Raw genomic sequence first — 22744 nt, forward strand, 5'->3', positions numbered from 1 at the left:
CGTCCTCTAGCGGCGGCCTTTCTGCAAAAACGCGACGATGATGATGACGAAGCCCTGCACCGCGGCGTTGAGATAGACGCTGATCAGGCTCGTCAGATTGAGGATGTTGCTGATGACCGAGAGCAGGATCGCGCCGACGACCGTGCCGATGATGCTGCCCTGCCCGCCCTTCAGCGCCGCGCCGCCGACGATCACCGCGGCGATCGCCTCGAGCTCCCACAGCAGGCCGGTGGTCGGTGAGGCCGAGGCCAGGCGCGGCACGTAGAACAGCGTGGCGACGCCGACGCAGATGCCGAGCAGCATATAGGTCGCGATCTTGACGCCCTCGACATTCACCGCGGCGTAGCGCGCGACGGTCTCGTTCGAGCCGATCGCCTGCACATGCCGGCCATAGGCCGTCTTGTTGAGGATCGTGGCGCCGATCAGCGCCACCGCGAGGAAGGCGATGACCGGGATCGGCACGCCGAGGACGCTGCCGTAATAGACCGGCGCATAGAGGTCGGCGAGATCGTTCTGCAGCGTCAGCGCGCCGCCATCGGCGAAATAGGTGAGATAGGCCCGGTAGATGCCGAGCGTGCCGAGCGTCACGATGAAGGGCTCGATCCGCCCTTTGGCGATCAGCACGCCATGGGCGAGGCCGAAGGCCGCGCCGAGCAGCACCGCCAGCGCGGCCCCGGCCGCCACCGCGAGCAGCGGGGAGCCGCCGAGGCCGGCCGCCCAGTTGATGAACATGATCACGCAACCGGCGATCAGCGCCGCCATCGAGCCCACCGACAGGTCGATCCCGCCGAGGATGATGACGAAGCACATGCCGACGGCGATGATCCCGATGAAGGCGGTCCGCGTCAGCACGTTGAGCGCGTTGTCGAGCGTGGCGAAATCGCCGTTCAGCGCGGCTCCGACCAGGCAGAGCAGCACCAGGCCCAGCACCGGGCCGATCGTGGCGAGCCGCTCCGACCACGGTGTCGTGGCCGGGCGACGCTGGTCGGCGGCGACGCCTGCAGGCTCAGGCTGCGACATGGCGGCTCCCCGTGGCATGAGCGATGATCTCGACTTCAGTCATCTCGGCGCCGGCGACGGTGGCGACGAGCCGCCCGCCGCGCATCACCGCGACGCGATGCGCGAGCCCGATCAGCTCGATCAGCTCCGACGAGATCACCACGACCGCCAGCCCCTGCCGGGCGAGCGTCTGGATCAGGAAATAGATCTCGCGCTTGGCGCCGACATCGACGCCGCGCGTCGGCTCGTCGAGCACGACCACCCGCGGCTCGGGATGCAGCACTTTCGCCAGAGCGAGCTTCTGCTGGTTGCCGCCGGAAAGCGAGGCGGCCCGCATCGCCGGGGAGCCGGCGCGGATGCCGAACGTATCCATGGCGCGCTCCATCGCCCGGCGCTCGGCGGCCTGGTCGAGCCAGGGCCTGGCATAGAGCTCCAGCGCCATCAGCGTCAGGTTCGGCGCCAGCGGGAATTGCACATGCAGGCCCTTGCCCTTGCGATCCTCGCTGAGATAGCTGAGCCCGTGCCGGGTAGCGTCCCGCAGGGTGCGCAAATCCACCGCCTGGCCGGCGATCTCGACTTGGCCGCTGCCCGGCCTCAGGCCGAGCACGCCCTCGAATAATTCGGTGCGGCCGGCGCCGACGAGCCCGGCGAAGCCCAGGATCTCGCCCGGGCGCACCGCGAAGGAGACGTCCTGCGCCCAACCGGGAACGGTGAAGCCCTCGACCTTCAGCACCGGCTGCGCCGCCTCGTCGAACGGCACCTTCTCGGGGAACAGATCCGCGATCTCGCGGCCGACCATCTTGGTCGCCATGTCGTGGCGCGTCAGCGATGCGGTCGGGGCCCGGTCGACCAGCCGCCCGTCCCGCATCACGATCACCTCGTCGGTGATGCGCTCGACCTCGTCGAGCTTGTGCGAGATGTAGACGATGGTGACGCCGTCGGCGCGCATCCGCTCGATCAGCGCGAACAGGCGCTCCACCTCGGACGGCGTCAGCGTCGCCGTCGGCTCGTCCATGATCAGCAGGCGGGCCTTGCGCGACAGCGCCTTGGCGATCTCGACGAGCTGCTTCTCGGCGACGATCAGCCGCCGCACGGGCGTATCCGCCGCCCGCGCCAGGCCGACCTGCGACAGCGCCGCCTCGGCCTCCGCGCGCATGGCGGCCTCGTCCAGAAACCAGCCTTTGCGGCGCTCATGGCCGAGGAAGATGTTGCCGGCGATCGTCAGATCCTCGGCCAGGTTGAACTCCTGATGGATCAGGACGATGCCCAGCGCCTCCGCCTCGCGCGAACCGGAGAAGGCGACGGGGCGACCCTGGACCAGAAGCCGCCCCTCGCTCGGCTGCTCATAGCCGGCCAGGATCTTCATCAGCGTCGATTTGCCGGCGCCGTTCTCGCCGAGCAGCCCGTAGACCCGCCCCGGCTCCAGCGCGAACGACACGCCATGCAGCACCTGCACCGGGCCGAAGCGCTTGACCACGCCTTCGAAGGCGACGGAGAGCCCGGCCTCGCTCATCGCGTCACCCCGCTGCTCGCGCTGCGGCTGCGCATAGCCTCGCGCATCGCCAGCACGCCGGCGCCGATCAGCCCCGTCTCCGGCCCGAGCGGCGCGCCCGTGATCTCGAGATGGCGCGTCGACAGGGCCAGCGAGCGCTGGTTGACGCTCTGGCGGATAGCCGCGAGGAACATCGGGCCGATCTGCGAGACTCCGCCGCCGATGAAGATGTGCGAGGGGTTGTAGAAGTTCACCAGCGCCGCCAGCACCTGTCCGATCAGCTGGCCCGAACGCCGGACGATCGCGTCGGCCTCGGGATCGCCGGCGCGGCAGGCGGCCCCGATATCGCTCGCCTCGAGCCGACCGGTCTCGGCGAGCCGCCCGGCCAGCGCCGCGCTGCGCCCGCTATCGGCGGCCTCGCGCCCCATCGCGACGATGGCCGGTGCGGCCGCCATCGCCTCGACGCAGCCGCGATTGCCGCAGCGGCACAGAGGCCCCTCCGGATCGACGCAGATATGCCCGACATCGCCGGCCGAGCCGCTGGCGCCGCGATAGAGCTCGCCATGGCAGACGATGCCGCAGCCAATGCCGGTGCCGACCTTGATGACCAGGAAATTCTCGATCTGCCGGCGCTGCCGCCAGAGCACGCCGAGCGCCATCAGGTTGACGTCGTTGTCGACGAAGATCGGCGCATCGGTCATCTCGCAGAGATCCTCGCGGATCGCGTAGCTGTCCCAGCCCGGCATCAAGGGCGGATTGACGAGCTGGCCGATGGCGAAATTGACCGGGCCGGGCACGCCGATGCCGACGGCCAGCACCCGGTCGCGCGCGATCCCGTGCTGCGCCAGCATGGCCGGCACCAGGCTGCGCAGCCTCGCCATGATCGGCCCCGGACCGGCCTGGACATCGGCCTCCTGCGCATGGCGGGCGATGACGCTGAGATCGGGCCGCAGCAAAGCCACATCCAGACTGGTCGCACCGATATCGACGCCGACGAGCACCCCGATGCGGCCATGCACGCGCAAGGTCTCCGGGCGCCGCCCGCCGGTGGAGTGCTGGACCCCGGCCTCGTTCAAGAGCCCCTGGTCGAGCAGACCGGCGGCGAGCGCATTGGTCTTGCTGCGCGAGAACTGCAATGTGTCGGCGAGAGCGTGGCGCGCGATGCCGCCCGCCCAGAAGGCGGCTTCCAGCATCGCGAGCTCGTCTGGGCTCAAGGCGTGCCAGGGCAGTGCGATCGCGGCCTCCTGCGCTTCCTCGGTCGGCCTTGTCGCGGCCGTTGCCGAAAGCTGATCATGAACCCGAGGCCCTCTCAAGGCCGAACATCGGCCGATATCAGGCAAAACTTCGGATGAAGCGCGGGCCTTCCGACGCGCCCTGCCCTCTGGACCGGGCCACCTCTCCCGCGCCATGCTGCGGGCGCGACGAAAGGGATGAGACCATGCCGGCGACGATGAAGGGACCCGCGATCTTTCTGGCGCAGTTCGCGGGAGATGCGGCGCCCTTCGACAGCTGGGACGCGATCACCGCCTGGGCGGCCGGGCTCGGCTATCGCGGCGTGCAGCTGCCGAGCTGGGACAGCCGCTTCATCGACCTGGCAAAAGCGGCGCAGTCGCAGGATTATTGCGACGAGCTGCTGGGCGTCGCGGCGGCGAACAAGGTCGCGATCACCGAGCTGTCGACCCATCTGCAGGGCCAGCTGGTCGCGGTGAACCCGGCCTATGACGCCGCCTTCGACGCCTTCGCGCCATCGGCGCTGCATGGGCGCCCCCGAGAGAGGCAGGCCTGGGCCGTCGAACAGCTGGCGCTCGCGGCCAAGGCCTCGCGAAGGCTCGGCCTCACCGGATCGGTCAGCTTCACCGGCGGGCTGGCCTGGCCCTTCGTCTATCCCTGGCCGCAGCGGCCCGCCGGGCTGGTGAACGAGGCTTTCCAGGAGCTGGCGCGGCGCTGGCGGCCGATCCTCGACATCTATGAGGAAAACGGGGTCGATATCGGCTTCGAGATCCATCCGGGCGAGGACGTCTTCGACGGCGCGACCTTCGAGCTCTTCCTGGAGCGGCTGGGTGGGCATCGGCGCTGCCGGATCAATTACGACCCGTCGCATTTCCTGCTGCAGCAGCTCGACTACCTCGCCTTCATCGACATCTATCACGAGCGCATCAGCGCCTTTCATGTGAAGGATGCCGAGTTTCGCCCCAATGGCCGGCAGGGCGTCTATTCCGGCTTCGCCTCCTGGATCGAACGGGCCGGCCGTTTCCGTTCGCTCGGCGACGGGCAGGTCGATTTCAAGGCGATCTTCTCGAAGCTGGCTCAATACGGCTTCGATGGCTGGGCCGTGCTCGAATGGGAATGTGCGCTGAAACATGCCGAGGACGGGGCGCGCGAGGGCGCGCCCTTCATCGCCGACCAGATCATCCGCGTCACCGATACCGCCTTCGACGATTTCGCGGGCGGCGGCGACGCGACGCTCGGCCGGCGGATGCTGGGTCTCGCCTAGCGCCTGCGCGGCGCCCTCAGCCATCCCCGCCGCCGGACTCCAGAGCGGCGGCCCAGGCGGCGTAGGGCGTATTCTTGGCCATGTGCCGGTTGAAATCGGGCGCGCCATCGCTCCACCAGACCGGGCCGCGTTCGCCCAGGGCGATCTTCGCGGCATTCACCCGCTCGCGCGCGGCAGCCAGCTCGCCTCGCCCGCGCTTGGCCTCCTTCACGGCGCGGCGCGCATCCATCAATTCGGTCACGAGCCGCTGCCGGCGATCCTCGGGAATGGACGGGTCGCTCGATCGCCAGAGCCGGCCGGACACCAGGAAGTAGCGGCCATCGGGCGTGGTCGGATAGGGCGCGCGGCTCATTCCGTGTGGCCTGCGATCGCCGTGGCCGCGACGCGGACCGCATGATCGCAAAACGCCTCCGCCATCGCCCGGCTCTTCCCCTCGATCGCCCCCGCCGGCAGCTTCTCGCAGGCGGCCGGCCCGGGCAAGCCCGCTGTCCCCTCCCCGCGGAGACGCAGGAGAACCCTCGGGAGCGGCCAGTCTTGCCGCGAGCTGCCGTAGCGTGCGCCTTGCTGCGTTCCTGCGCCGGGGCCTCGTGGCGATGCGCGGCGAAACACGCCGATTTCGCGCGTCGCCGTGAAACAAATTCCGATCTCGCATGTTCTTCCGGCAAGCCGCAGCTGAGCGGTTCACCTAGAGGAGAGCACGAACATGATGAAGCGTCGCATCGCATTCACGACCGTCGGCTGCGCCATGCTGGCCGCCACCGCTTTGGCCCAGACCACCGCTCCGGGCTCGACGGCTCCGGCCGCGCCCTCGACGGCCGCTCCCTCCACCGCGGCGCCTTCGACGGCCGCCGGCTCGACCGGCGCGCAGAACACGCTCGCCACCCAGAACCAGTCGATGCAGGGCCATTGGCGCGCCTCGAAGCTGATGGGCGTCGACATCTACGGCCCCGACAATGAGAAGGTCGGTGACGTGACCGAAGTCCTCGTCGACAAGAACGGCAAGATCACCGCCGTGACGGTCGGTGTCGGCGGCTTCCTCGGCATCGGCGCCAAGGACGTGGCCGTGAAGTTCGAGGAAGTGACCTGGAGCATGGAGCCGATGGCTTCGACCGCGTCGGGCACCGCCGCGACCGGCACCAGCGCCACCACCAACACGGCTGCGACCGGCACGGCGGCTCCGCGCGCCACCGGCACCGCCGCCACCGGCACCGGCACGGCCAACACCAATGCCGCCGCCAACAACAACGCCGACCGGATGAACCAGATGTATCCGGATCACGGCAAGATCAACATGACCAAGGATCAGCTCAAGGCCGCTCCGGCCGTGACCTATTCCAACTCCTGATTGATCTCCGATCGGAGTGAACGGCCCGCCTTCTTCGGAAGGCGGGCTTTTTCATGCCTGCTCGAGCCGCCAATCGCGGTTCAGCCGCCCCAACGCCTCCGGCAGATCATCCGCGATCAACCCGCGCCCGAGCGCCTCGCCGGCCCGGCCATGCAGCCAGACCGCGGCACAGGAGGCGGCGAAGGCGGGCATGCCCTGCGCCAGCAATCCGGCGATCGCCCCGGCCAGCACATCGCCCGACCCGGCCGTCGCCAGTGCCGGACAGCCGCTGCCATTGATCGCCGCGAGCCCTCCCGGCTCCGCGATCACCGTATCGGCGCCCTTCAGCACGATCACCGCCCCGGTCGTCGCGGCGGCGAGCCGCGCCCGCTCGAGCTTCGACGGCGCCGCGCGCACCGCCTCGTTCCCGGCGAAGAGACGCGCGAATTCGCCCTCATGCGGTGTCAGCACCCGCGGCGCGCCGGGCCTTGTCCCCAAGGCGCCGAGTCGTCCCGGCTGGCGCGCCAGCAGGGTCAGCGCGTCGGCGTCCAGCACCAGCGGGACGGGCCGGCGCAGCAGAGCGCGCAGATGCAGGCTCGCCGCCTCGCCGAGACCGAGAGCCGGCCCGGCCACGACGGCACCGAGCCGCGGATCCGACAGCAGCGCGTCGAGCTCTCCCGGTTCCGCGACGGCGCGCTGCATCAGCGCATCCGGGCCACGCGCGGCATGGGCGGCCAGGGCGTCGGGACGGCATGCGATGGTGACGAGTCCGGCGCCGATGCGCAAAGCCGCCCGCGCCGAGAGGCGCGGCGCCCCGACACCCTCCAGCCCCCCGGCCAGGACGAGCACGGCCCCGCGCCGGTATTTATGCGTCTCACTGGCGAGCTCGGGCCAATCGGCGCGCCACAGACAAGGCCCGTTCTCGAACTGCCGGGGCGCGATCGCGCCCACCCCAAAAACCCGCTCGGCCTCGATGCTGATCTCCGCCGTCGTGACCAGGCCGCAGAGCGCGCGGCCTGGATGCAGCAGATGGCCAGGCTTACGGCGAAAGAAGGTGACGGTCTCGGTCGCGCGGATCACCGGACCGTCTGCGAGCCCGGTATCGCCGGAGAGCCCGCTGGGCACGTCTACGGCCACGACGGGGCGCCCGCTTTCATTCACCGCCGCGACGGCGGCGGCCGCCTCGCCGGCGAGAGGCCGGCTGAGCCCGGCGCCGAACAGCGCGTCGACGATGATGTCGTGCTGCTGCGGCAGGACCGCCGCGAGGGGAGCGACGGCGCCGGGCCAGCCGGAGGCCGCCTTCGCCGCATCGCCCGTCAGTCGCTGCCTGTCGCCCGCGAGCGCCAGGGTGACGCCATAGCCGCGCTCGCGCAGCAGCCGCGCGGCGACGAAGCCGTCCCCGCCATTATTGCCCGGTCCGCACAGCACCAGCACGGCCTGCCCCGCCCGGACCCGCCGGCTGACCGCATCGGCCACGGCGCGGCCGGCGCGCTCCATCAGCCGCTCGCCGGCAAGGCCCGACGCGATCGTCAGCCGATCCGCCTCGGCCATCTCGGCGACGGTCAGCAGGGCATGGTCGAGGCTGGGTGCGGCGGTCACGCCCGCATCATCCGGCAGCGCAGGCAGCGGGGCAAGAGCCGCGACGCGAAGCTCATGAGGCCTTCACAATAGGCAGATGCTCATTTTTTGTGCTGTTTTCTGCCTCACGATCAGGCTGTTCTGCGCAGTGTTGCGCATGGCTTGGTGCAGGCGCCGATGCTATGAGCATGATCGGGCGGGCAGGCGCGAGGCCAGCGCCGAACGCCCGCGGCCGGGCTCGCTACCGGCCGGTGTCAGGTCAAGGAGGCGGGTCGGCGCATGAAGAAGATCGAGGCGATCATCAAGCCGTTCAAGCTGGACGAGGTGAAGGAGGCTCTGCAGGAGGTCGGCCTGCAGGGGATCACCGTGCTCGAGGCGAAGGGGTTCGGTCGGCAGAAGGGCCATACCGAGCTGTATCGCGGCGCCGAATACGTGGTCGACTTCCTGCCCAAGGTCAAAATCGAGATCGTCCTCGCCGATGAAATGGTCGAGGGCGCCATCGAGGCCATCAAGAAGGCGGCGCAGACCGGCCGGATCGGCGATGGCAAGATTTTTGTATCGTCGGTCGAAGGGGCGATCCGCATCCGCACCGGCGAAACCGGTTCGGACGCCATCTGAGGGCGTCATCCCGAACATCGAAGGTCCCGCGCCCCGGCTCCGAGCAAGGCCGCGGCGCGTCAAACACGAACGACTGCTTGCGAGAGGAATGCAGAGATGAATAACGCCAAGGACGTCCTCAAGGCGATCAAGGACAACGACGTCAAGTATGTCGACTTCCGCTTCACCGACCCGCGCGGCAAGTGGCAGCACGTGACCTTCGACGTCACCATGATCGACGAGGATATCTTCGCCGAGGGCACGATGTTCGACGGCTCGTCGATCGCCGGCTGGAAGGCGATCAACGAATCCGACATGCTGCTGATGCCCGATCCGACGACGGCGGTCATGGATCCGTTCTTCTCCGCCGCGACGATGTCGATCACCTGCGACGTGCTCGAGCCCGGCACCGGCGAGCCCTATAACCGCGATCCGCGCGGCATCGCCCGCAAGGCCGAAGCCTATCTGAAGTCGACCGGCATCGGCGACACCATCTATGTCGGCCCTGAGGCCGAGTTCTTCGTCTTCGACGACGTCAAGATCGCCGCCGACCCCTACAACACCGGTTTCAAGCTGGACAATGTCGAGCTGCCGATCAACGGCATGACCGATTACGAGGGCGGCAATCTCGGCCACCGCATCGCCACCAAGGGCGGCTATTTCCCCGTCCCGCCGCAGGATTCCGCCCAGGACATGCGCGGCGAGATGCTGGCGGCCATGGCGGCCATGGGCGTCAAGGTCGAGAAGCACCACCACGAAGTCGCCTCCGCGCAGCACGAACTCGGCATGAAGTTCGACACGCTCACGCATATGGCCGACCAGATGCAGATCTATAAATATGCGATCCACAACGTCGCGCACAGCTACGGCAAGACCGCGACCTTCATGCCGAAGCCGATCTATGGCGACAATGGCTCGGGCATGCACGTCCACCAGTCGATCTGGAAGGCCGGCAAGCCGATCATGGCCGGCAACAAATATGCCGACCTGTCGCAGGAGTGCCTGTGGTACATCGGCGGCATCATCAAGCACGCCAAGTCGCTGAACGCCTTCACCAACCCCTCGACCAACTCCTATAAGCGGCTGGTCCCGGGCTATGAGGCGCCGGTGCTGCTCGCCTATTCCGCGCGCAACCGCTCGGCCTCCTGCCGCATCCCGTGGACGACCTCGCCCAAGGCCAAGCGCGTCGAGGTCCGCTTCCCCGATCCGATGGCGAACCCCTATCTCGCCTTCGCCGCCATGCTGATGGCCGGCCTCGACGGCATCGTGAACAAGATCGATCCCGGCCCGGCCATGGACAAGGATCTCTATGACCTCCCCCCGAAGGAGCTGAAGAAGATCCCGACGGTCTGCGGTTCGCTGCGCGAGGCGCTGGATTCGCTGAAGAAGGACAACGCCTATCTCAAGGCCGGCGGCGTCTTCAACGACGACTTCATCGAGAGCTATATCGAGCTGAAGATGCAGGATGTGGCGCGTTTCGAAATGACGCCGCACCCGGTCGAGTTCGCGATGTACTACTCCTACTGAGGGTTTCGGCCGGCCTGGCGCCGGCCGTCATCATCCTCCCGGCCGCGCGTGTCGCGGTCCGACGTCCGAGCCGGGGTGGCGACACCCCGGCTTTTTCGCGTTTGCGACCCGCGAGCGACGGCTGACGCGATTTAAGGGTTCCGTAGCGGAATGTTGCTAGCGTTCGGTGCCCCCGCTGGAGACGGCCGCCTGCCACAACGCAAGTTTAGGAAAACTGTGCGACAGGCTGTGACCGCTCACTCCTCCGCACGGCACGGATGCGCATGCACGCCCTCACCTCCCCCACCCCCGTCGTCATCTTCGGCTCGGCGAAACCCGTCACCTGCGCCGTGATGGATTATGCGCGGCGGCTGAGCGAGGCGGTCAATGCGCAGCGGCCCGGTTTCGTCAGCCTGCGCATGGTCGAGCCCGACAGCCCCGCCGCCTTCATCGGCGCCATCGCCGAGGTGCTGCGGGCCGGCAGCATCGCGCATTTCCAACTCCCGATCGAAGGCTGGGGCAATGCCATCCTGCCCGGCTCGGCGCTGATGGCGGCCCGCCTGACGACCCGCCGCGGCCGCATCGTCACCACCCTGCATGAATGGCAGTCGCTGAACCGGCTGCGCCATCTCTCGATGATCCCCGACGTGCTCGCCACCGACGGGTTCATCCTGGTGTCGCGGCAGCAACGCGAGAGCTTTCTGACAACGCCGCTGGTCGGCGCGGCCAAAAAGGCGGCGGCGCCGGTCATCCCGATCGGCCCCAACATCATGCCGCCGCGGATCGACCCGCAGCGCGTCGCCGAGGAACGGCTGCGGCTGCGCGGCTCCGGCCCGGCGCAGGCCGAGCTGGTGATCGGCTTCTTCGGCGTCCTCTATGCCAGCAAGCGGCCGGACATTCTGTTGCGGACGCTGGCCGCGCTGCACCGCACCGGCACCAAGGCGCGGCTGCTGGTCTGCGGCGATTTCCTCTGGGACAAGCCGCATGACCGCGAGGCGTTCCTCAGCCTGGCGCGCGAGCTCGACGTGGTCGAATGGCTCGATTTCCGCGGCCGCATCGACGATGAGAGCGAGCTGATGGCGACGCTCTCGGCGGCCGACGTCTTCCTGCTGCCCTTCACCGACGGGATCAGCACCCGCCGCGGCAGTTTCCTCGCTGTCAGCCAGATCGCCAGGCCCCTCGTCTCCACCCTGCCCGAGCGTGCCGACGAATTCGCCGCCTCGCCCTCTCTGCGCGCCAAGATCGACAGCCCCGCCACCGTGCTCTGTCCGGTCGACGCCACGCCGGAGATGTTCGCCGACGCCGTGCTCGCGGCCCATGCCCATCAGGCCGAGGCTGTGAGCGTCGATCTCAGCGCGAGCTGGACGGAAGCGGCGGCGGCGCATCTCGCCTTCTATGACGGCATCGCGGCGGGCGCCTAGCCGCCCTCCCCGAGCCGGCACGCTCCTCAGAGCGGCGTGGCCGGCTCGCCGATCCGCGCCTCGCGCAGGCCGCGCAGCAGCAGAAACAGCGCAGGCGCGCTGAACAGCGCGACCGACAGGATCGCCACCGCGCTCTGCAAGGGCGTGGGCGCGCGCGACCCCGCCAGCAAGGCGGCGGCGGCGAGCCCCGTCGCCGCCAGAAGGAGCGGCGCATAGGGTAGGCGGAACGGCAGGGTCTTCAGCAGGAACAGCCCCGGCAATGCGGCGAGTCCGGCGCCCGCCGCCGCGCCGGCCAGAAGAACCGCATCACTGCTTCCGAAGATCAGCATGGCGGCGGCCGCGGCGGCGTTGAGCAGCAGGCAATCCGCCACGGCGAGGAAGCCGATGGTCGAGAGCCGCCGCGAGAGATGGGCGGGGGTCGGCAGCATCGTCTGGCTCAGCGCCCTGATGGCGGCGATCGCGACGATATAGGGCGCGGCCCGCAGGAAGCCCGGCTGCAGCGCGGGCGACACCAGGAACAGCGTCGCAGGCCCGAGCACGGCCAGCAGCCCCGCCGCCGTCATCAGCGTCAGCCCGGTCTGCAGCCCGTAATAATGCCCGAGCCGGACCGAGAGATTCTGCGAGCCGGGCACCCGGTCATAGAGATGCACGATCTGGGGATAGCAGGCGCCCTGCACCGCCTGGACCACCATCATCGCCGGGCGCTGCACGAGATCGATCGCAAGCAGCGCGCCGGCCGCCCCGGAAGCGCCGAGCACCGAAGTCAGCAGCGTCTTCAGCCCGATCGGCGCCAGCAGAGTGGCGATCGAGGCGCCGGTCGAGACCCCGCCATAGACCAGATGCTTGCGCACCAGCGCCAGGCGCGGCATCGGCGCGAGACTTCCGAAGCCGCGTGAGACGATCATCGCCGCGACGACATAGGCGAGATAACCGCAGACCAGCCCCAGCGCCGCAGCCTCGGCGCTCTGGCCGAGGATCGCGCCGGCGAGCGTGGCGCCGGCAGTGACCACAGAACGCAGGCTCTGCAGCCAGGAGAAGGCCTGGAACTGCAGCCTGAACCGCAGCATCGCCAGATGCAGGTCGCTCGCCCCCTGCATGATCGTGACACAGGTCCCGAGCAGGGCGAGCGTGGCCGGCAATCCCGCCGCGAAGGCCGCCGCGCCAGCCGCAGTCGTCAGCAGCGCGCTCGCCAGCCCGCCGAAGCGCAGCGCCCGCCCCTCCTCCGCCTCGCTCGCAGCTGTGGCGCCGGGGTAGAAGCGGCTGCAGGCCGAGCGCAGCCATTCGAAGCCGGCGATGGCGCCGAGCTGGGTGATCGCGATGAAGAAGGAATAGACGGTGAAGTGTTCGGGCGGCAGGATCCGCGAGACCGCGAGCACCAGCCCCAGCGCGACGGCGGCCTGGAAGAAATACGCGGCCATCGCAGCCAGTTGCGCCATCGCGTCTCATCCACTCGCCGAGGCAGCCTGCGGGCGGCAGGGAGCGGTGCCCCGGCGGCCCAGCAGTGGCGAAGAAAGGTTGAGATTCCGCTACGGCGAGGTGCGGGCCGCTCAGACCAGCGTGGAGATCCCGATGCCGAGCAGCACCAGCCCGAACCCGATCAGCGCCGGCAGGCGCAGGCGCAGCAAGGCGTCGCGCCAGCCGCCCGGACCCGAAAACTCCTCATGCCCGAAGGCCTCGCCCGCGAAGCGGGCCCTGCGCTCGAGACCAGCGAGCCTGACGCTCGGCAGCAAAGGTCCATAAGCCACGGCTATTCCCCCCAATCGCAGCCAGCATAGCGAAGCCGGGCGCGATGCCCAGATGCGATGCGTGACCCAGTCTCGCCCTGCGCCACTTAATGCGGGCTGAACGATTCGGTTCCAATCCACCTCGCCTTTCCCGCGTGACAAGCCGGTGACAAGTTCCGCGCAACGGTTCCCTCCGGACGGCCATGGCTGTAGGAAGAGCCGCAGCGCGCAGGCCGCGCCATCTGGGCTATCATTTGCAGTCACGAATCAGGAGCCTCGCGGACACGATGGTGGAGAACGGCGATCTGTTCGGCACGGAACCGGAGCGGCCGGAGACGCCGGCGCCCCGGCCCGGGCGCGCCAGGCCGGGCCTTCCGCATGTCGAGCCCGCCTCGGCCGCGACCCGCCTGCCGCAGCCGGCGGCCGCGCCGCCGCCCCGCAACGGCACCCTGTCCGAGACCAGCTACGACGCCTCGGCCATCGAGGTGCTCGAAGGGCTGGAGCCGGTGCGGCGCCGGCCGGGGATGTATATCGGCGGCACCGACGAGCGCGCGCTGCACCATCTCTTCGCCGAGGTGATCGACAATGCGATGGACGAGGCCGTGGCCGGCCATGCCAGCTTCATCGATGTCGAGCTGCTCGAGGACGGCTCGATCGCGGTTACGGATAATGGCCGCGGCATCCCGATCGATCCGCATCCGAAATTCCCGGGCAAATCGGCGCTCGAAGTCATCATGACTACGCTGCACGCCGGCGGCAAATTCGACTCCAAGGCCTATGAGACCTCCGGCGGCCTGCACGGCGTCGGCGTCTCCGTGGTGAACGCGCTGTCGGACCGGCTCGAGGTCGAGGTCGCCCGCGGCAAGATGCTGTACCGGCAGCTGTTTTCGCGCGGACTGCCGCAGGGACCGCTGGAGACCGTCGGCCAGGTCGCCAACCGCCGCGGCACCCGCGTCCGCTTTCACCCCGATGCGCAGATCTTCGGCGAGGGCGCGCAGTTCGTGCCGGCGCGGCTGTTCCGCATGGCGCGCTCGAAGGCCTATCTGTTCGGCGGGGTCGAGATCCGCTGGCGCTGCGCGCCCGCTCTGCTGAAGCCGGAAGGCGATGTCGCGCCCGAGGCCGTGTTCAAATTCCCCGGCGGCCTGCGCGACTATCTCGCCCGCGAGATCGAGGGCAAGGACCTGGTGGCGGAGCCGATCTTCTCCGGCAAGATCACCCGCGACGGCAGCCATGGCTCGCTGGAATGGGCGATCGCCTGGCTCGCCACCGGCGAGGACGGTTTTTCCTCCTCCTATTGCAACACCATCCCGACCCCCGAGGGCGGCACCCATGAGCAGGGCCTGCGCATCGCGCTGCTGCGCGGCCTGCGCGACCATGCCGAGCGGATCGGCCAGAGCAAGCGCATGGCGCAGGTGACCTCCGACGACGTCATGGCGACCTGCGCCGCGATGCTCTCGGTCTTCATCCGCGAGCCGGAATTCCAGGGCCAGACCAAGGACAAGCTGGCGACGCTGGAGGCGGCGCGCATCGTCGAGAACGCCGTGCGCGACGCCTTCGACCATTGGCTCGCCGCCGCCCCCCAGCAGGCGCTGCGCCTGCTCGACTGGTCGGTGGACCGGGCGGAGGAGCGCCTGCGCCGCCGCCTCGAGAAGGAGGTCTCGCGCAAGACCGCGACGCGCAAGCTGCGCCTGCCCGGCAAGCTCGCCGATTGCAGCAATGCCGGCGCGAAAGGCTCGGAGCTCTTCATCGTCGAGGGCGATTCCGCCGGCGGCTCGGCCAAGCAGGCGCGCAACCGCGCGACCCAGGCGATCCTGCCGCTGCGCGGCAAGATCCTGAACGTCGCCAATGCGACGCGCGACAAGCTCAACCAGAACCAGCAGCTCGCCGACCTGATCCTGGCGCTGGGCTGCGGGATCGGCAGCCAGTTCCGCGAGGATGATCTGCGTTACGAGAAGATCATCGTGATGACCGACGCCGATGTCGACGGCGCCCATATCGCCTCGCTGCTCGTCACCTTCTTCTGGCGCCAGATGCCGCGGCTGATCGAGAAGGGGCATCTCTATCTCGCCGTACCGCCGCTCTACCGGCTGCAGCAGGGCGGCAAGAGCGTCTATGCCCGCAACGACGCCCATAAGGACGAGCTGATCGCCTCGATCTTCAAGGGCAAGAAGCCGGAGATCAGCCGCTTCAAGGGCCTGGGCGAGATGATGCCGGCGCAGCTCAAGGAGACCACCATGGATCCCGCCAAGCGGATCCTGCTGAAGGTCATGGTCGAGCACGAGGCCCGCGACGAGACCTCCGACACGGTGGAGCGACTGATGGGCAACAAGCCCGAGGCCCGCTTCGTCTTCATCCAGGAGCGCGCCGCATTCGCCGGCGAACTGATCGACCTGTGATCCGGCCGCGCCGGCGATCAGCGCCGGCGATCACCACAAATCCGGCAATGGCGTCGGCTTCGGCAAGGCTTCGCTAACCATCTTTTTACGGCTGATCCGCGATACTGCCGCAAGGTCGACTTGGCCTTGGATTGCGGAGAGCCCGATGCGGCTGATCGACAGGTTCTTCAGGGATGAGCGCGGCGGTTTCGCCGGGGATATCGCAAAGGCCGCGGTCGCGATCGCCTTCCTCTCGGTGATCGCCGCGAATTTCGTCTCCCAGCAGGCGGCGACGCTCGACTCCGATCGGCTGACGCAGCTCGCCTCCGCCGCCTCGCAGGGCAAGCCGACGGATCCGATGATCACCGGCTCGCTGCAGAAGCGCGCCGGCGAGACGAGGCTCGATCCCTGCGTGGCGACGCGCTGACAGCGGCCCGGCCGCTCAGCCCAGCCAATCCACCAGCTCGCGCGTCAGCGCCTCCGGCGCCTCGATCGTCGAGAGATGGCCGCAGCCGGGCACGACGCGTAGTCGCGCCGCCGCGCCGATCCCATCCGCGATCTCCCGCGCCTCCGCCACCGGCGTGATCAGATCCTCCTCCCCCACCAGCACCAGCGTCGGGACCGCGATCCCCGCCAGCACGGGGCGCGAATCCGGCCGGCCCATGATCGCCCGCTGCTGGCGGACGAACCCATCCGGCCCCACCTCCTCCGCCATCTGCCGGACCCGCAGCCGCAGCGCCTCGTCGGTGAGGCGGGAGGGCGCGACCAGGCGCTGCCAGAGCAGCGTCGTCACATTGTCGAAGGCCCCCTTCTCCGCCAGCGCGATCATCTGCTCCCGCGGCTGATTGGTCTCGGGCGTCGCCGGCTTGGCGCTGGTATCGAGCAGGGCCAGCCGCGTCACCCGCTCCGGCGCCTGCCGCATCACCTCGAAGGCGATGTAGCCGCCCATCGACAGGCCGCACAGCGCGAAACGCGGGGGAGCGGCCGCGAGCAGGCGCGAGACGATCGCGCTGAGCGTCTCGTCGGCGCGGTGATCGGCGACCAGGATCATGCGTCCGGGCGCGAGCGCCGGCCATTGCGGAGCATAGAGATCGGCCGTGCAGTTCAGGCCGGGGATCAAGACGAGCGGTTCGAGCATGGGGCGTTACGGTCCATCCTGTTCTAGTTTATTGACTTAGCCGCGCTTTTTCTGCATTGGACGGAAGTCCGAAGGCGCGCTGGAAAGAGATGTCGCGCCACCGTCGCGGTTGATCAGGTCATCCCGCCACGCGTAACCGACCCTGAAGAAGCGCATCATTCTATGTCATTTGCCGAACTCGGCCTCAGCGATAAGGTTCTCACCGCGGTCACCACCGCAGGTTACACCACGCCGACCCCAATCCAAGCCCAGGCTATTCCCCACGTTCTGGCCCGCCGCGACGTCCTCGGCATCGCCCAGACCGGCACCGGCAAGACCGCCGCCTTTACTCTGCCGATGCTGACGATCCTGGAGAACGGCCGCGCCCGCGCGAGAATGCCGCGCACGCTGATCCTGGAGCCGACACGCGAATTGGCGGCGCAGGTCGAGGAGAATTTCTCCCGCTACGGCGTCAACCAGAAGCTCTCGGTCGCCCTGCTGATCGGCGGCGTCTCCTTCGGCGATCAGGACGCCAAGATCACCCGCGGCGTCGACGTGCTGATCGCCACGCCGGGCCGGCTGCTCGATCATGTCGAACGCGGCAAGCTGCTGCTGACCGGCGTCGAACTGCTCGTCATCGACGAGGCCGACCGCATGCTCGACATGGGCTTCATCCCGGATATCGAGCGCGTCTGCAAGCTGGTGCCCTTCACCCGCCAGACGCTGTTCTTCACCGCCACCATGCCGCCCGAGATCACGCGGATCAGCGAGCAGTTCCTGCACAACCCGGTCCGTATCGAGGCGTCGCGTCCCGCCACCGCGGCCGCCACCATCACCCAGCGGCTGATCGCCACCAACAGCCAGGATTTCGAGAAGCGCGAAACGCTGCGCCGGCTCATCAACGAGGCGAAGGAGCTGCAGAACGCGATCGTGTTCTGCAACCGCAAGCGCGATGTAGCGACCTTGCACAAATCACTGGTCAAGCACGGTTTTCCGGCCGTGGCCCTGCATGGCGACATGGACCAGTACGCCCGCATGGCGGCGCTGGATTCGTTCCGCACCGGCGAATTCCCGATCCTCGTGGCGAGCGACGTCGCCGCCCGCGGTCTCGACATCCCGGCCGTGAGCCATGTCTTCAATTTCGACGTGCCGACCCATGCCGAGGATTACGTCCACCGCATCGGACGCACCGGCCGCGCGGGACGTGAGGGCGCCGCCTTCACCATCGTGACGAGACATGACGACAAGCTGCTGTCCGCCATCGAGAAACTGATCGGCAAGCCGATCCCCTGGGAAGGGCCGGGGCTGGCCGATCTGCCGCCCGGCGCCCCGCGCGAGGAGCGCAGCGGACGTCGCGGCGACGATCGCAAGCCGGCCCGCGGCGGCCGCGGCCGTCCCGAGCGCGGAGCCCGTGCCGAGGAAGAGCGCGCACCCCGCCCGATCAAGATCGAGATGACCGCGGATGCCGAGCCGGCGCCGCGCCGCCGCAGCGCCGGACAGGATGCGCCGGTGAAGACCAAGATCAGGGGCGAGGCCCCCGCCCCGCGCGACTCGGCTCCCCGCGATCCCGCCCCGCGCGATTCCGCGCCGCGTGAATCGTCGAAGCGCGAATCCTCCCAGCGCGAGCCGGCCGCACGCCAGGCCGCGTCCAAGGCCGCTCCCGTCCGCAATGGCGCGCCCCGGCCCGAGCCGCGCCGGCGCGACGATGACGAGGGACCGAAGGTCAAGGGGCTGGGCGACCATGTTCCGGCCTTCCTGATGCGCCCCGTCAAGATCGGATAATCTGTCGCATCAACTTCAAATTAACGCGTTAAGGACGAAACTCTGTCTCGACGCTGCGGCAAGCAGCGGCTGACGAAACGGCGAACGCCACCGTACTCCGGACAGGATGTCCCGATTCGCAGATGTTGCGGGGTCGACACGGCGCGCCGTGCGAGCCCCGGTTCGGGCGGTGGTGCATGAGCGACTCTACGCAGGTTTCGAACGCGTCTTGCGACATAGCCGACCGGGTCGTGGCGGCGATGCGCCGGCATGGTTCGCCCGGCTACCCACGGGCCTTCGAGGTCTGGTACGCCCATATCAGCGGTGAGATGCCGGCGGTCAGCATGGCGATGAACGCGATCATCGCCAGCAGCGACGGCGTGGTCGGCATGGCCGATATCGACAATCTCTACGAGCGCTTCATCGGCACCGAGCGCCTGGCGCGCCAGGCCGAGCGGACCAGCCTGCAGGTGCTGGGCGAGATCGACGGGCTGATGGCGCTGGTCGACAAGGCGCTCGATTCCAGCGAGCGCTATCATGGTCGCCTCGCCGCGATGTCGGAGGAGGTGCCGCCCGCGGCCGACCGGCAGAAGCTGCGCGAATGGGTCGAGGCGCTGGTGATGTCGACGCGAGAGGAGGTGACGCGCAAGACCCAGCTCGAAAGCCAGCTGCGTGATTCCTCCAGCGAGATCCGCAATCTCCGCGAGGCGCTCGAGACGACGCGCGCCGAAGCGCTGACCGATCCGCTGACGGGCCTGGCCAACCGCCGGCATTTCGAGGAGATGCTGCAGAAATCGATCGATCAGGCGACCTTGCGGCGCGAGCCCTTCGCGCTGGTCATGGCCGATATCGACTTCTTCAAGAAGTTCAACGATGCCCATGGCCACCTCACTGGCGACCAGGTGCTGCGCCTGGTAGCGCGCACCATGAAGGACAAGTTCAAGGACAAGGCGGTCATCACCCGCTTCGGCGGCGAGGAATTCGCGATCATCCTGCCGGAATCCGATGTGGTCGCCGGCAAGTTCGGGGCCGAGACCGTGCGCCAGGCGCTGCTGACCCGCGAGCTGATCAAGCGCTCCACCAACGAGAATCTCGGCCGCATCACCATTTCGCTCGGCGTCGCCGGCTATCGTCGCGGCGATACTGCGAGCTCCCTGGTCGAGCGGGCCGACCAGGCGCTGATGCAGGCCAAGCGCGAAGGCCGCAACCGCACCGTCACCGAGGATGCGCTGGATTCCGCCCTCGGCCGGGTCGCCTGACCGCGACGTCCGAACGCTTCACGACATCGCAGGCGCTCGGGCGCCCGCCGCAGGCGAAGCCGCTCAGGCGGTCGCCGCGCGCGGCTTGATCTCGACCGATTCGCCGCAACCGCAGGCCGAGACCTGGTTCGGGTTGTTGAAGACGAAGGTCGAGGAGAATTTGTCCGATCGGAAATCGAGCTCGGTGCCGAGCAGGAACAGCACGGCCTTGGCGTCGACGATCACGGTCGCATCCTTTTCGGTCACGACCTCATCGCCGCGATTCGCCTCGCGCGCGACCTCGAACGTGTATTCCATGCCGGCGCAGCCGCCCTTCTTCACGCCGACCCGCAGGCCGAGCGCCGGGGCCGCGTCCGCATCGGCTGCGGAATGCGCCATGATCTCGCGAATGCGCGCCGCCGCCGCATCCGTCAGCGAGACGACTTTCAAGCCGGGTACAGAAAACATCCTCGTCCTTCCTCACTCGGGTTCAAGGCCCGATGAAACAGGATTGCGCCCCTAACATAGTGATCCCCAAGGGAAAGGTCGAGGGAGCGCATCGCATTCCCGCCTCCCGGCTCCGCTGCTTTGCAGGCCGTACGGGCTGGGGCACTGTGACGCCCTGTCACAAAGCACTCCAGCCACGGCCGAGCCCATGACCTACCGACTGCACCGCGCGCAATCCGTCCAGGCGCTCGTCCATGCGATGATCGTCAAGGCCGGCTGGACGGAAGCCGAGGCGCGCGAGACTGCGCATCATCTTGTGCTGGCCAATCTCAGCGGCCATGACAGCCATGGCGTCGGCATGCTGCCGCTCTATTTCCAGTCGCTGCTCGACGGCAATCTCTCGCCCTCCTCGCAGCCCCTCGCGCGCAATACCCTGGCGCCGTTCCTGATCGTCGACGCCCATGTCGCGCTCGGCCAGCCGGCCGCGCGCCAGGCGGTGGAGCAGGCCTGCACCATGGCGCAGGCCGGCGGCGTCGCCATACTGAACCTGCTCGACGCGCATCATATCGGGCGGATCGGCCATTATGCCGAGGTCGCGGCCGAGGCCGGGCTGCTCTCGATGTTCTGGGTCAATGTCGCCGGCCGCCCGCCGATCGTCGCTCCTTTCGCGGCGAAGGAAGCGCGCTTCGGCACCAACCCCCACGCCATCGGCATCCCGGTGCCGGAGAGCGACCCGATCATCCTGGATTTCGCCACCAGCCGCATGGCTCACGGCAAGGCGCGGGTCGCGCTGAACAAGGGCGAGCCGGTGCCCGAGGGCTATATCATCGATGGCGAGGGCCGGCCGACCACCGAGCCGCGCCACGTCTTCCAGCACGGGATCCATGGCGATGAGCGGCTGGGCGCGCTGCTGCCCTTCGGCGACCATAAGGGCGCGGGCCTGTCGCTGATCGCGGAGCTGCTCTCGGCCGGGCTGATGGGCGCCGCACGCATCGACCAGAAGCCACAGAAGAGCTGGATCATCAACTCGCTCTTCGCCGTGCTGATCGACCCGGCCCGGCTCGAGCCGGACGCGGCGCAGCGCAAGCAGCGCATCGAGAGCTACCTGGCTTTCGTGCGCGCCGCCGCGCCCCAGGACCCGGCGAACCCGGTGCTGGCGCCCGGCGACAAGGAGCGTGCCATGCGCCTCGCCCGGGGTCGCGACGGCATCCCGCTCGATGACGAGACCTGGTCGCAGATCGCCGCCGCCGCAAGGCGCTACGGCATCGATGCCGAGGCCTTCTGAGACGCGGCCAGGCTATTCGGCGAGGCCCCGCCCCTCAGAGCAGCGCTTCCCCGCGCAGCACCGCCACGCAATCGCCGCCCACGCTGGCGCGGATGCCGTCTTCGCTGCGCCAGGCGGTCAGGTCGAGCTTACTCGGCCGCTTCATCTCGACGCCCTGGATCAGCGAAAACACTGCCGCGTCGCCACCGTCCAGCGACAGCAGCAGCGCGGCGAGCGTGGCGCTGGCGCTGCCGGTCGCCGGATCTTCCCAGGTGCCGCCCAGCGGCGCGAACATCCGGGCGCGGATCGTGGTGTCGCTGTCGCGCACATAGAGGAAGAGCGAGAAGCGGCCCTCCAGCGCCGGGGTCGCCTGCAGCACCGAGCGGAACTGGCCGAGATCGGGCGTCGCCCGGGACAGCGCCTCGGGCCGCAGCTGGGCCAGCACGAAATGCACGCCGACGGAGGCGCGGATCGGCCTGTGGGCGTCGATCAGGATATCGGAGGGGTCGAGACCGGCACAGGCGGCGATCGCCTCCGGCGGCAGCTCCACGCTCGTCGAGAGCGGTTGCGGCGCGTCGATCACCGCGCCCCGGACCTCGCCGCCGGCATCGGCCTTGACCTTCACCGTCACGAGCCCGGCCATCTCCTCGAAGCGCAGAACACCGGCGTCGTCGCGGCCATGTCTCGCCAGCACGAAGGCGGTGCCGACATTGGGATGCCCGGCGAAGGGCATTTCATGGCTGCGCGTGAAGATCCGCACCCGGGCCGTATTGGCCGGGTCCGAAGGCGGCAGGACGAAGGTCGTCTCGCTGTAGTTCATCTCCGCCGCGAGCGATTGCATCTCGCTGTCGCTCAGGCCCCGCGCATCGGTGAAGACGGCGAGCTGGTTGCCGCCGAAGCGGGTCCCGGTGAAGACATCGACGGTCTCAAAGGCGAATTTGCGCATCGCAGGCTCCGGCGGCGCGGCCCCCCGCGCATCGCCCTATCCATGCCGCGTCGCGGCGCCTGCGGATAATCAACTGTGGTGATGGCAGGCATCACCGATGGCGAAGCGCCGCGCCGGCGCTACCACATGTCGAGGGCGACGCGCGCCTCGTCCGACATGCGCGACTGGTCCCAGGGCGGATCGAACGTCATGTTGACGCTCACCGCGGCGACGCCCGGGACGGCGCCGACGGCGTTCTCGACCCAGCCCGGCATCTCGCCCGCCACCGGGCAGCCCGGCGCGGTCAGCGTCATGTCGATCGTCACTACGCGGTCATCGGCGATGTCGACGCGGTAGATCAGCCCGAGCTCGTAGATGTCGGAGGGGATCTCGGGATCGTAGACCGTCTTCAGCGCGGCGATGATATCGTCGGTCAGGCGGTCGATCTCCTCGGGCGGCAGGCCGGCGCTCGCTCCCATCGT

The 22744-nt window shown here is 68.8% G+C and carries 21 protein-coding genes; 10 read left to right on the top strand and 11 right to left on the bottom strand.

Features of this window, described 5'->3' with window-relative positions; all coding sequences use genetic code 11:
• Positions 1–6: 6 nt before the first annotated feature.
• Genes ASG72_RS15120 through ASG72_RS15130 form a run of 3 tightly spaced genes read right to left on the bottom strand, consistent with a single transcriptional unit; the run spans position 7 to position 3684 of the window.
• Positions 7–1020 carry an ABC transporter permease gene (locus tag ASG72_RS15120; protein WP_056713606.1) on the bottom strand — a complete coding sequence of 338 codons (1014 nt, stop codon included), beginning with the start codon at positions 1018–1020 and terminating at the stop codon, positions 7–9.
• Positions 1007–2512, bottom strand: coding sequence for a sugar ABC transporter ATP-binding protein (locus ASG72_RS15125; RefSeq protein ID WP_056713609.1), 1506 nt, complete (start codon positions 2510–2512; stop codon positions 1007–1009). Before ASG72_RS15125 ends, ASG72_RS15120 begins: the two co-directional genes overlap by 14 nt.
• Positions 2509–3684, bottom strand: coding sequence for an ROK family protein (locus tag ASG72_RS15130; RefSeq protein WP_056714799.1), 1176 nt, complete (start codon positions 3682–3684; stop codon positions 2509–2511). Before ASG72_RS15130 ends, ASG72_RS15125 begins: the two co-directional genes overlap by 4 nt.
• Positions 3685–3929: 245 nt before the next feature.
• Between ASG72_RS15130 and ASG72_RS15135 the strand changes: the two genes are divergently transcribed.
• On the top strand, positions 3930–4985 hold the full coding sequence (locus ASG72_RS15135) for a sugar phosphate isomerase/epimerase (protein ID WP_056713612.1): 1056 nt from the start codon (positions 3930–3932) through the stop codon (positions 4983–4985).
• A 16-nt stretch (positions 4986–5001) separates the two neighbouring features.
• Here the strand turns inward: ASG72_RS15135 and ASG72_RS15140 are convergent, their stop codons facing one another.
• Entirely contained in the window at positions 5002–5337 is a 336-nt protein-coding gene (locus tag ASG72_RS15140; RefSeq protein ID WP_056713616.1) for a hypothetical protein, read from the bottom strand.
• A 351-nt stretch (positions 5338–5688) separates the two neighbouring features.
• Between ASG72_RS15140 and ASG72_RS15145 the strand changes: the two genes are divergently transcribed.
• Positions 5689–6330 carry a PRC-barrel domain-containing protein gene (locus tag ASG72_RS15145; RefSeq protein ID WP_056713618.1) on the top strand — a complete coding sequence of 214 codons (642 nt, stop codon included), beginning with the start codon at positions 5689–5691 and terminating at the stop codon, positions 6328–6330.
• 51 nt (positions 6331–6381) lie between these two features.
• On the opposite strand, the gene ASG72_RS15150 is transcribed toward ASG72_RS15145, so the two are convergent.
• Positions 6382–7908, bottom strand: coding sequence for an NAD(P)H-hydrate dehydratase (locus tag ASG72_RS15150; RefSeq protein ID WP_348271590.1), 1527 nt, complete (start codon positions 7906–7908; stop codon positions 6382–6384).
• Between the two features lie 258 nt (positions 7909–8166).
• Here ASG72_RS15150 and ASG72_RS15155 point away from each other — a divergent pair, with 258 nt between their 5' ends.
• The 3 genes from ASG72_RS15155 to ASG72_RS15165 all read left to right on the top strand — a co-directional run bounded on the left by ASG72_RS15155 (position 8167) and on the right by ASG72_RS15165 (position 11411).
• Positions 8167–8505: a P-II family nitrogen regulator gene (locus ASG72_RS15155; protein ID WP_056713621.1), complete on the top strand. Its 339-nt coding sequence runs from the start codon at positions 8167–8169 to the stop codon at positions 8503–8505.
• Positions 8506–8601: 96 nt separating this feature from the next.
• A complete protein-coding gene (glnA, locus tag ASG72_RS15160; RefSeq protein WP_056713625.1) occupies positions 8602–10011 on the top strand; it encodes a type I glutamate--ammonia ligase in 1410 nt (469 codons plus the stop codon).
• A gap of 263 nt (positions 10012–10274) precedes the next feature.
• Positions 10275–11411, top strand: coding sequence for a glycosyltransferase (locus tag ASG72_RS15165; protein WP_056713629.1), 1137 nt, complete (start codon positions 10275–10277; stop codon positions 11409–11411).
• A 26-nt stretch (positions 11412–11437) separates the two neighbouring features.
• Here ASG72_RS15165 and ASG72_RS15170 read toward each other — a convergent pair whose 3' ends face one another.
• Positions 11438–12847, bottom strand: a complete 1410-nt coding sequence (locus ASG72_RS15170) for a hypothetical protein (protein ID WP_156395986.1) — start codon at positions 12845–12847, stop codon at positions 11438–11440.
• Between the two features lie 111 nt (positions 12848–12958).
• The gene (locus ASG72_RS15175) at positions 12959–13156 is read right to left on the bottom strand and encodes a hypothetical protein (protein WP_156395987.1); all 198 of its coding nucleotides are present in this window, start codon (positions 13154–13156) and stop codon (positions 12959–12961) included.
• A 266-nt stretch (positions 13157–13422) separates the two neighbouring features.
• Here ASG72_RS15175 and parE point away from each other — a divergent pair, with 266 nt between their 5' ends.
• Positions 13423–15531: a DNA topoisomerase IV subunit B gene (gene parE / locus ASG72_RS15180; protein WP_082540371.1), complete on the top strand. Its 2109-nt coding sequence runs from the start codon at positions 13423–13425 to the stop codon at positions 15529–15531.
• Between the two features lie 145 nt (positions 15532–15676).
• The gene (locus tag ASG72_RS15185) at positions 15677–15937 is read left to right on the top strand and encodes a hypothetical protein (RefSeq protein WP_056713637.1); all 261 of its coding nucleotides are present in this window, start codon (positions 15677–15679) and stop codon (positions 15935–15937) included.
• Between the two features lie 15 nt (positions 15938–15952).
• Here the strand turns inward: ASG72_RS15185 and ASG72_RS15190 are convergent, their stop codons facing one another.
• Positions 15953–16648 carry an alpha/beta fold hydrolase gene (locus ASG72_RS15190; protein ID WP_056713640.1) on the bottom strand — a complete coding sequence of 232 codons (696 nt, stop codon included), beginning with the start codon at positions 16646–16648 and terminating at the stop codon, positions 15953–15955.
• A gap of 162 nt (positions 16649–16810) precedes the next feature.
• Between ASG72_RS15190 and ASG72_RS15195 the strand changes: the two genes are divergently transcribed.
• Both ASG72_RS15195 and ASG72_RS15200 read left to right on the top strand, forming a co-directional pair.
• Entirely contained in the window at positions 16811–18409 is a 1599-nt protein-coding gene (locus tag ASG72_RS15195; RefSeq protein WP_056713643.1) for a DEAD/DEAH box helicase, read from the top strand.
• Positions 18410–18585: 176 nt separating this feature from the next.
• A complete protein-coding gene (locus tag ASG72_RS15200) occupies positions 18586–19647 on the top strand; it encodes a GGDEF domain-containing protein (RefSeq protein WP_156395988.1) in 1062 nt (353 codons plus the stop codon).
• 63 nt (positions 19648–19710) lie between these two features.
• On the opposite strand, the gene ASG72_RS15205 is transcribed toward ASG72_RS15200, so the two are convergent.
• A complete protein-coding gene (locus ASG72_RS15205) occupies positions 19711–20094 on the bottom strand; it encodes an iron-sulfur cluster assembly accessory protein (RefSeq protein WP_056713647.1) in 384 nt (127 codons plus the stop codon).
• Positions 20095–20281: 187 nt separating this feature from the next.
• Here ASG72_RS15205 and ASG72_RS15210 point away from each other — a divergent pair, with 187 nt between their 5' ends.
• Positions 20282–21358: a malate/lactate/ureidoglycolate dehydrogenase gene (locus ASG72_RS15210; protein ID WP_056713650.1), complete on the top strand. Its 1077-nt coding sequence runs from the start codon at positions 20282–20284 to the stop codon at positions 21356–21358.
• A gap of 34 nt (positions 21359–21392) precedes the next feature.
• Here ASG72_RS15210 and ASG72_RS15215 read toward each other — a convergent pair whose 3' ends face one another.
• Together ASG72_RS15215 and ASG72_RS15220 are read right to left on the bottom strand one after the other, a co-directional pair.
• Positions 21393–22283 (bottom strand): PhzF family phenazine biosynthesis protein, encoded by an 891-nt coding sequence (locus tag ASG72_RS15215; protein WP_056713652.1) that lies wholly within the window; start codon positions 22281–22283, stop codon positions 21393–21395.
• Between the two features lie 119 nt (positions 22284–22402).
• Entirely contained in the window at positions 22403–22741 is a 339-nt protein-coding gene (locus tag ASG72_RS15220; RefSeq protein ID WP_244488843.1) for an SUF system Fe-S cluster assembly protein, read from the bottom strand.
• Positions 22742–22744: the final 3 nt, after the last annotated feature.

The organism is Allobosea sp. Leaf344, assembly GCF_001426225.1.
Lineage (GTDB): Bacteria > Pseudomonadota > Alphaproteobacteria > Rhizobiales > Beijerinckiaceae > Allobosea.

Coding starts and splice junctions, on each gene's coding strand:
- ASG72_RS15120 (WP_056713606.1), bottom strand. CDS start 1,020: ATGTCGCAGCCTGAGCCTGCAGGCGTCGCCGCCGACCAGCGTCGCCCG.
- ASG72_RS15125 (WP_056713609.1), bottom strand. CDS start 2,512: ATGAGCGAGGCCGGGCTCTCCGTCGCCTTCGAAGGCGTGGTCAAGCGC.
- ASG72_RS15130 (WP_056714799.1), bottom strand. CDS start 3,684: ATGCTGGAAGCCGCCTTCTGGGCGGGCGGCATCGCGCGCCACGCTCTC.
- ASG72_RS15135 (WP_056713612.1), top strand. CDS start 3,930: ATGCCGGCGACGATGAAGGGACCCGCGATCTTTCTGGCGCAGTTCGCG.
- ASG72_RS15140 (WP_056713616.1), bottom strand. CDS start 5,337: ATGAGCCGCGCGCCCTATCCGACCACGCCCGATGGCCGCTACTTCCTG.
- ASG72_RS15145 (WP_056713618.1), top strand. CDS start 5,689: ATGATGAAGCGTCGCATCGCATTCACGACCGTCGGCTGCGCCATGCTG.
- ASG72_RS15155 (WP_056713621.1), top strand. CDS start 8,167: ATGAAGAAGATCGAGGCGATCATCAAGCCGTTCAAGCTGGACGAGGTG.
- glnA (WP_056713625.1), top strand. CDS start 8,602: ATGAATAACGCCAAGGACGTCCTCAAGGCGATCAAGGACAACGACGTC.
- ASG72_RS15165 (WP_056713629.1), top strand. CDS start 10,275: ATGCACGCCCTCACCTCCCCCACCCCCGTCGTCATCTTCGGCTCGGCG.
- ASG72_RS15170 (WP_156395986.1), bottom strand. CDS start 12,847: ATGGCGCAACTGGCTGCGATGGCCGCGTATTTCTTCCAGGCCGCCGTC.
- parE (WP_082540371.1), top strand. CDS start 13,423: ATGGTGGAGAACGGCGATCTGTTCGGCACGGAACCGGAGCGGCCGGAG.
- ASG72_RS15185 (WP_056713637.1), top strand. CDS start 15,677: ATGCGGCTGATCGACAGGTTCTTCAGGGATGAGCGCGGCGGTTTCGCC.
- ASG72_RS15190 (WP_056713640.1), bottom strand. CDS start 16,648: ATGCTCGAACCGCTCGTCTTGATCCCCGGCCTGAACTGCACGGCCGAT.
- ASG72_RS15195 (WP_056713643.1), top strand. CDS start 16,811: ATGTCATTTGCCGAACTCGGCCTCAGCGATAAGGTTCTCACCGCGGTC.
- ASG72_RS15200 (WP_156395988.1), top strand. CDS start 18,586: ATGAGCGACTCTACGCAGGTTTCGAACGCGTCTTGCGACATAGCCGAC.
- ASG72_RS15205 (WP_056713647.1), bottom strand. CDS start 20,094: ATGTTTTCTGTACCCGGCTTGAAAGTCGTCTCGCTGACGGATGCGGCG.
- ASG72_RS15210 (WP_056713650.1), top strand. CDS start 20,282: ATGACCTACCGACTGCACCGCGCGCAATCCGTCCAGGCGCTCGTCCAT.
- ASG72_RS15215 (WP_056713652.1), bottom strand. CDS start 22,283: ATGCGCAAATTCGCCTTTGAGACCGTCGATGTCTTCACCGGGACCCGC.
- ASG72_RS15220 (WP_244488843.1), bottom strand. CDS start 22,741: ATGGGAGCGAGCGCCGGCCTGCCGCCCGAGGAGATCGACCGCCTGACC.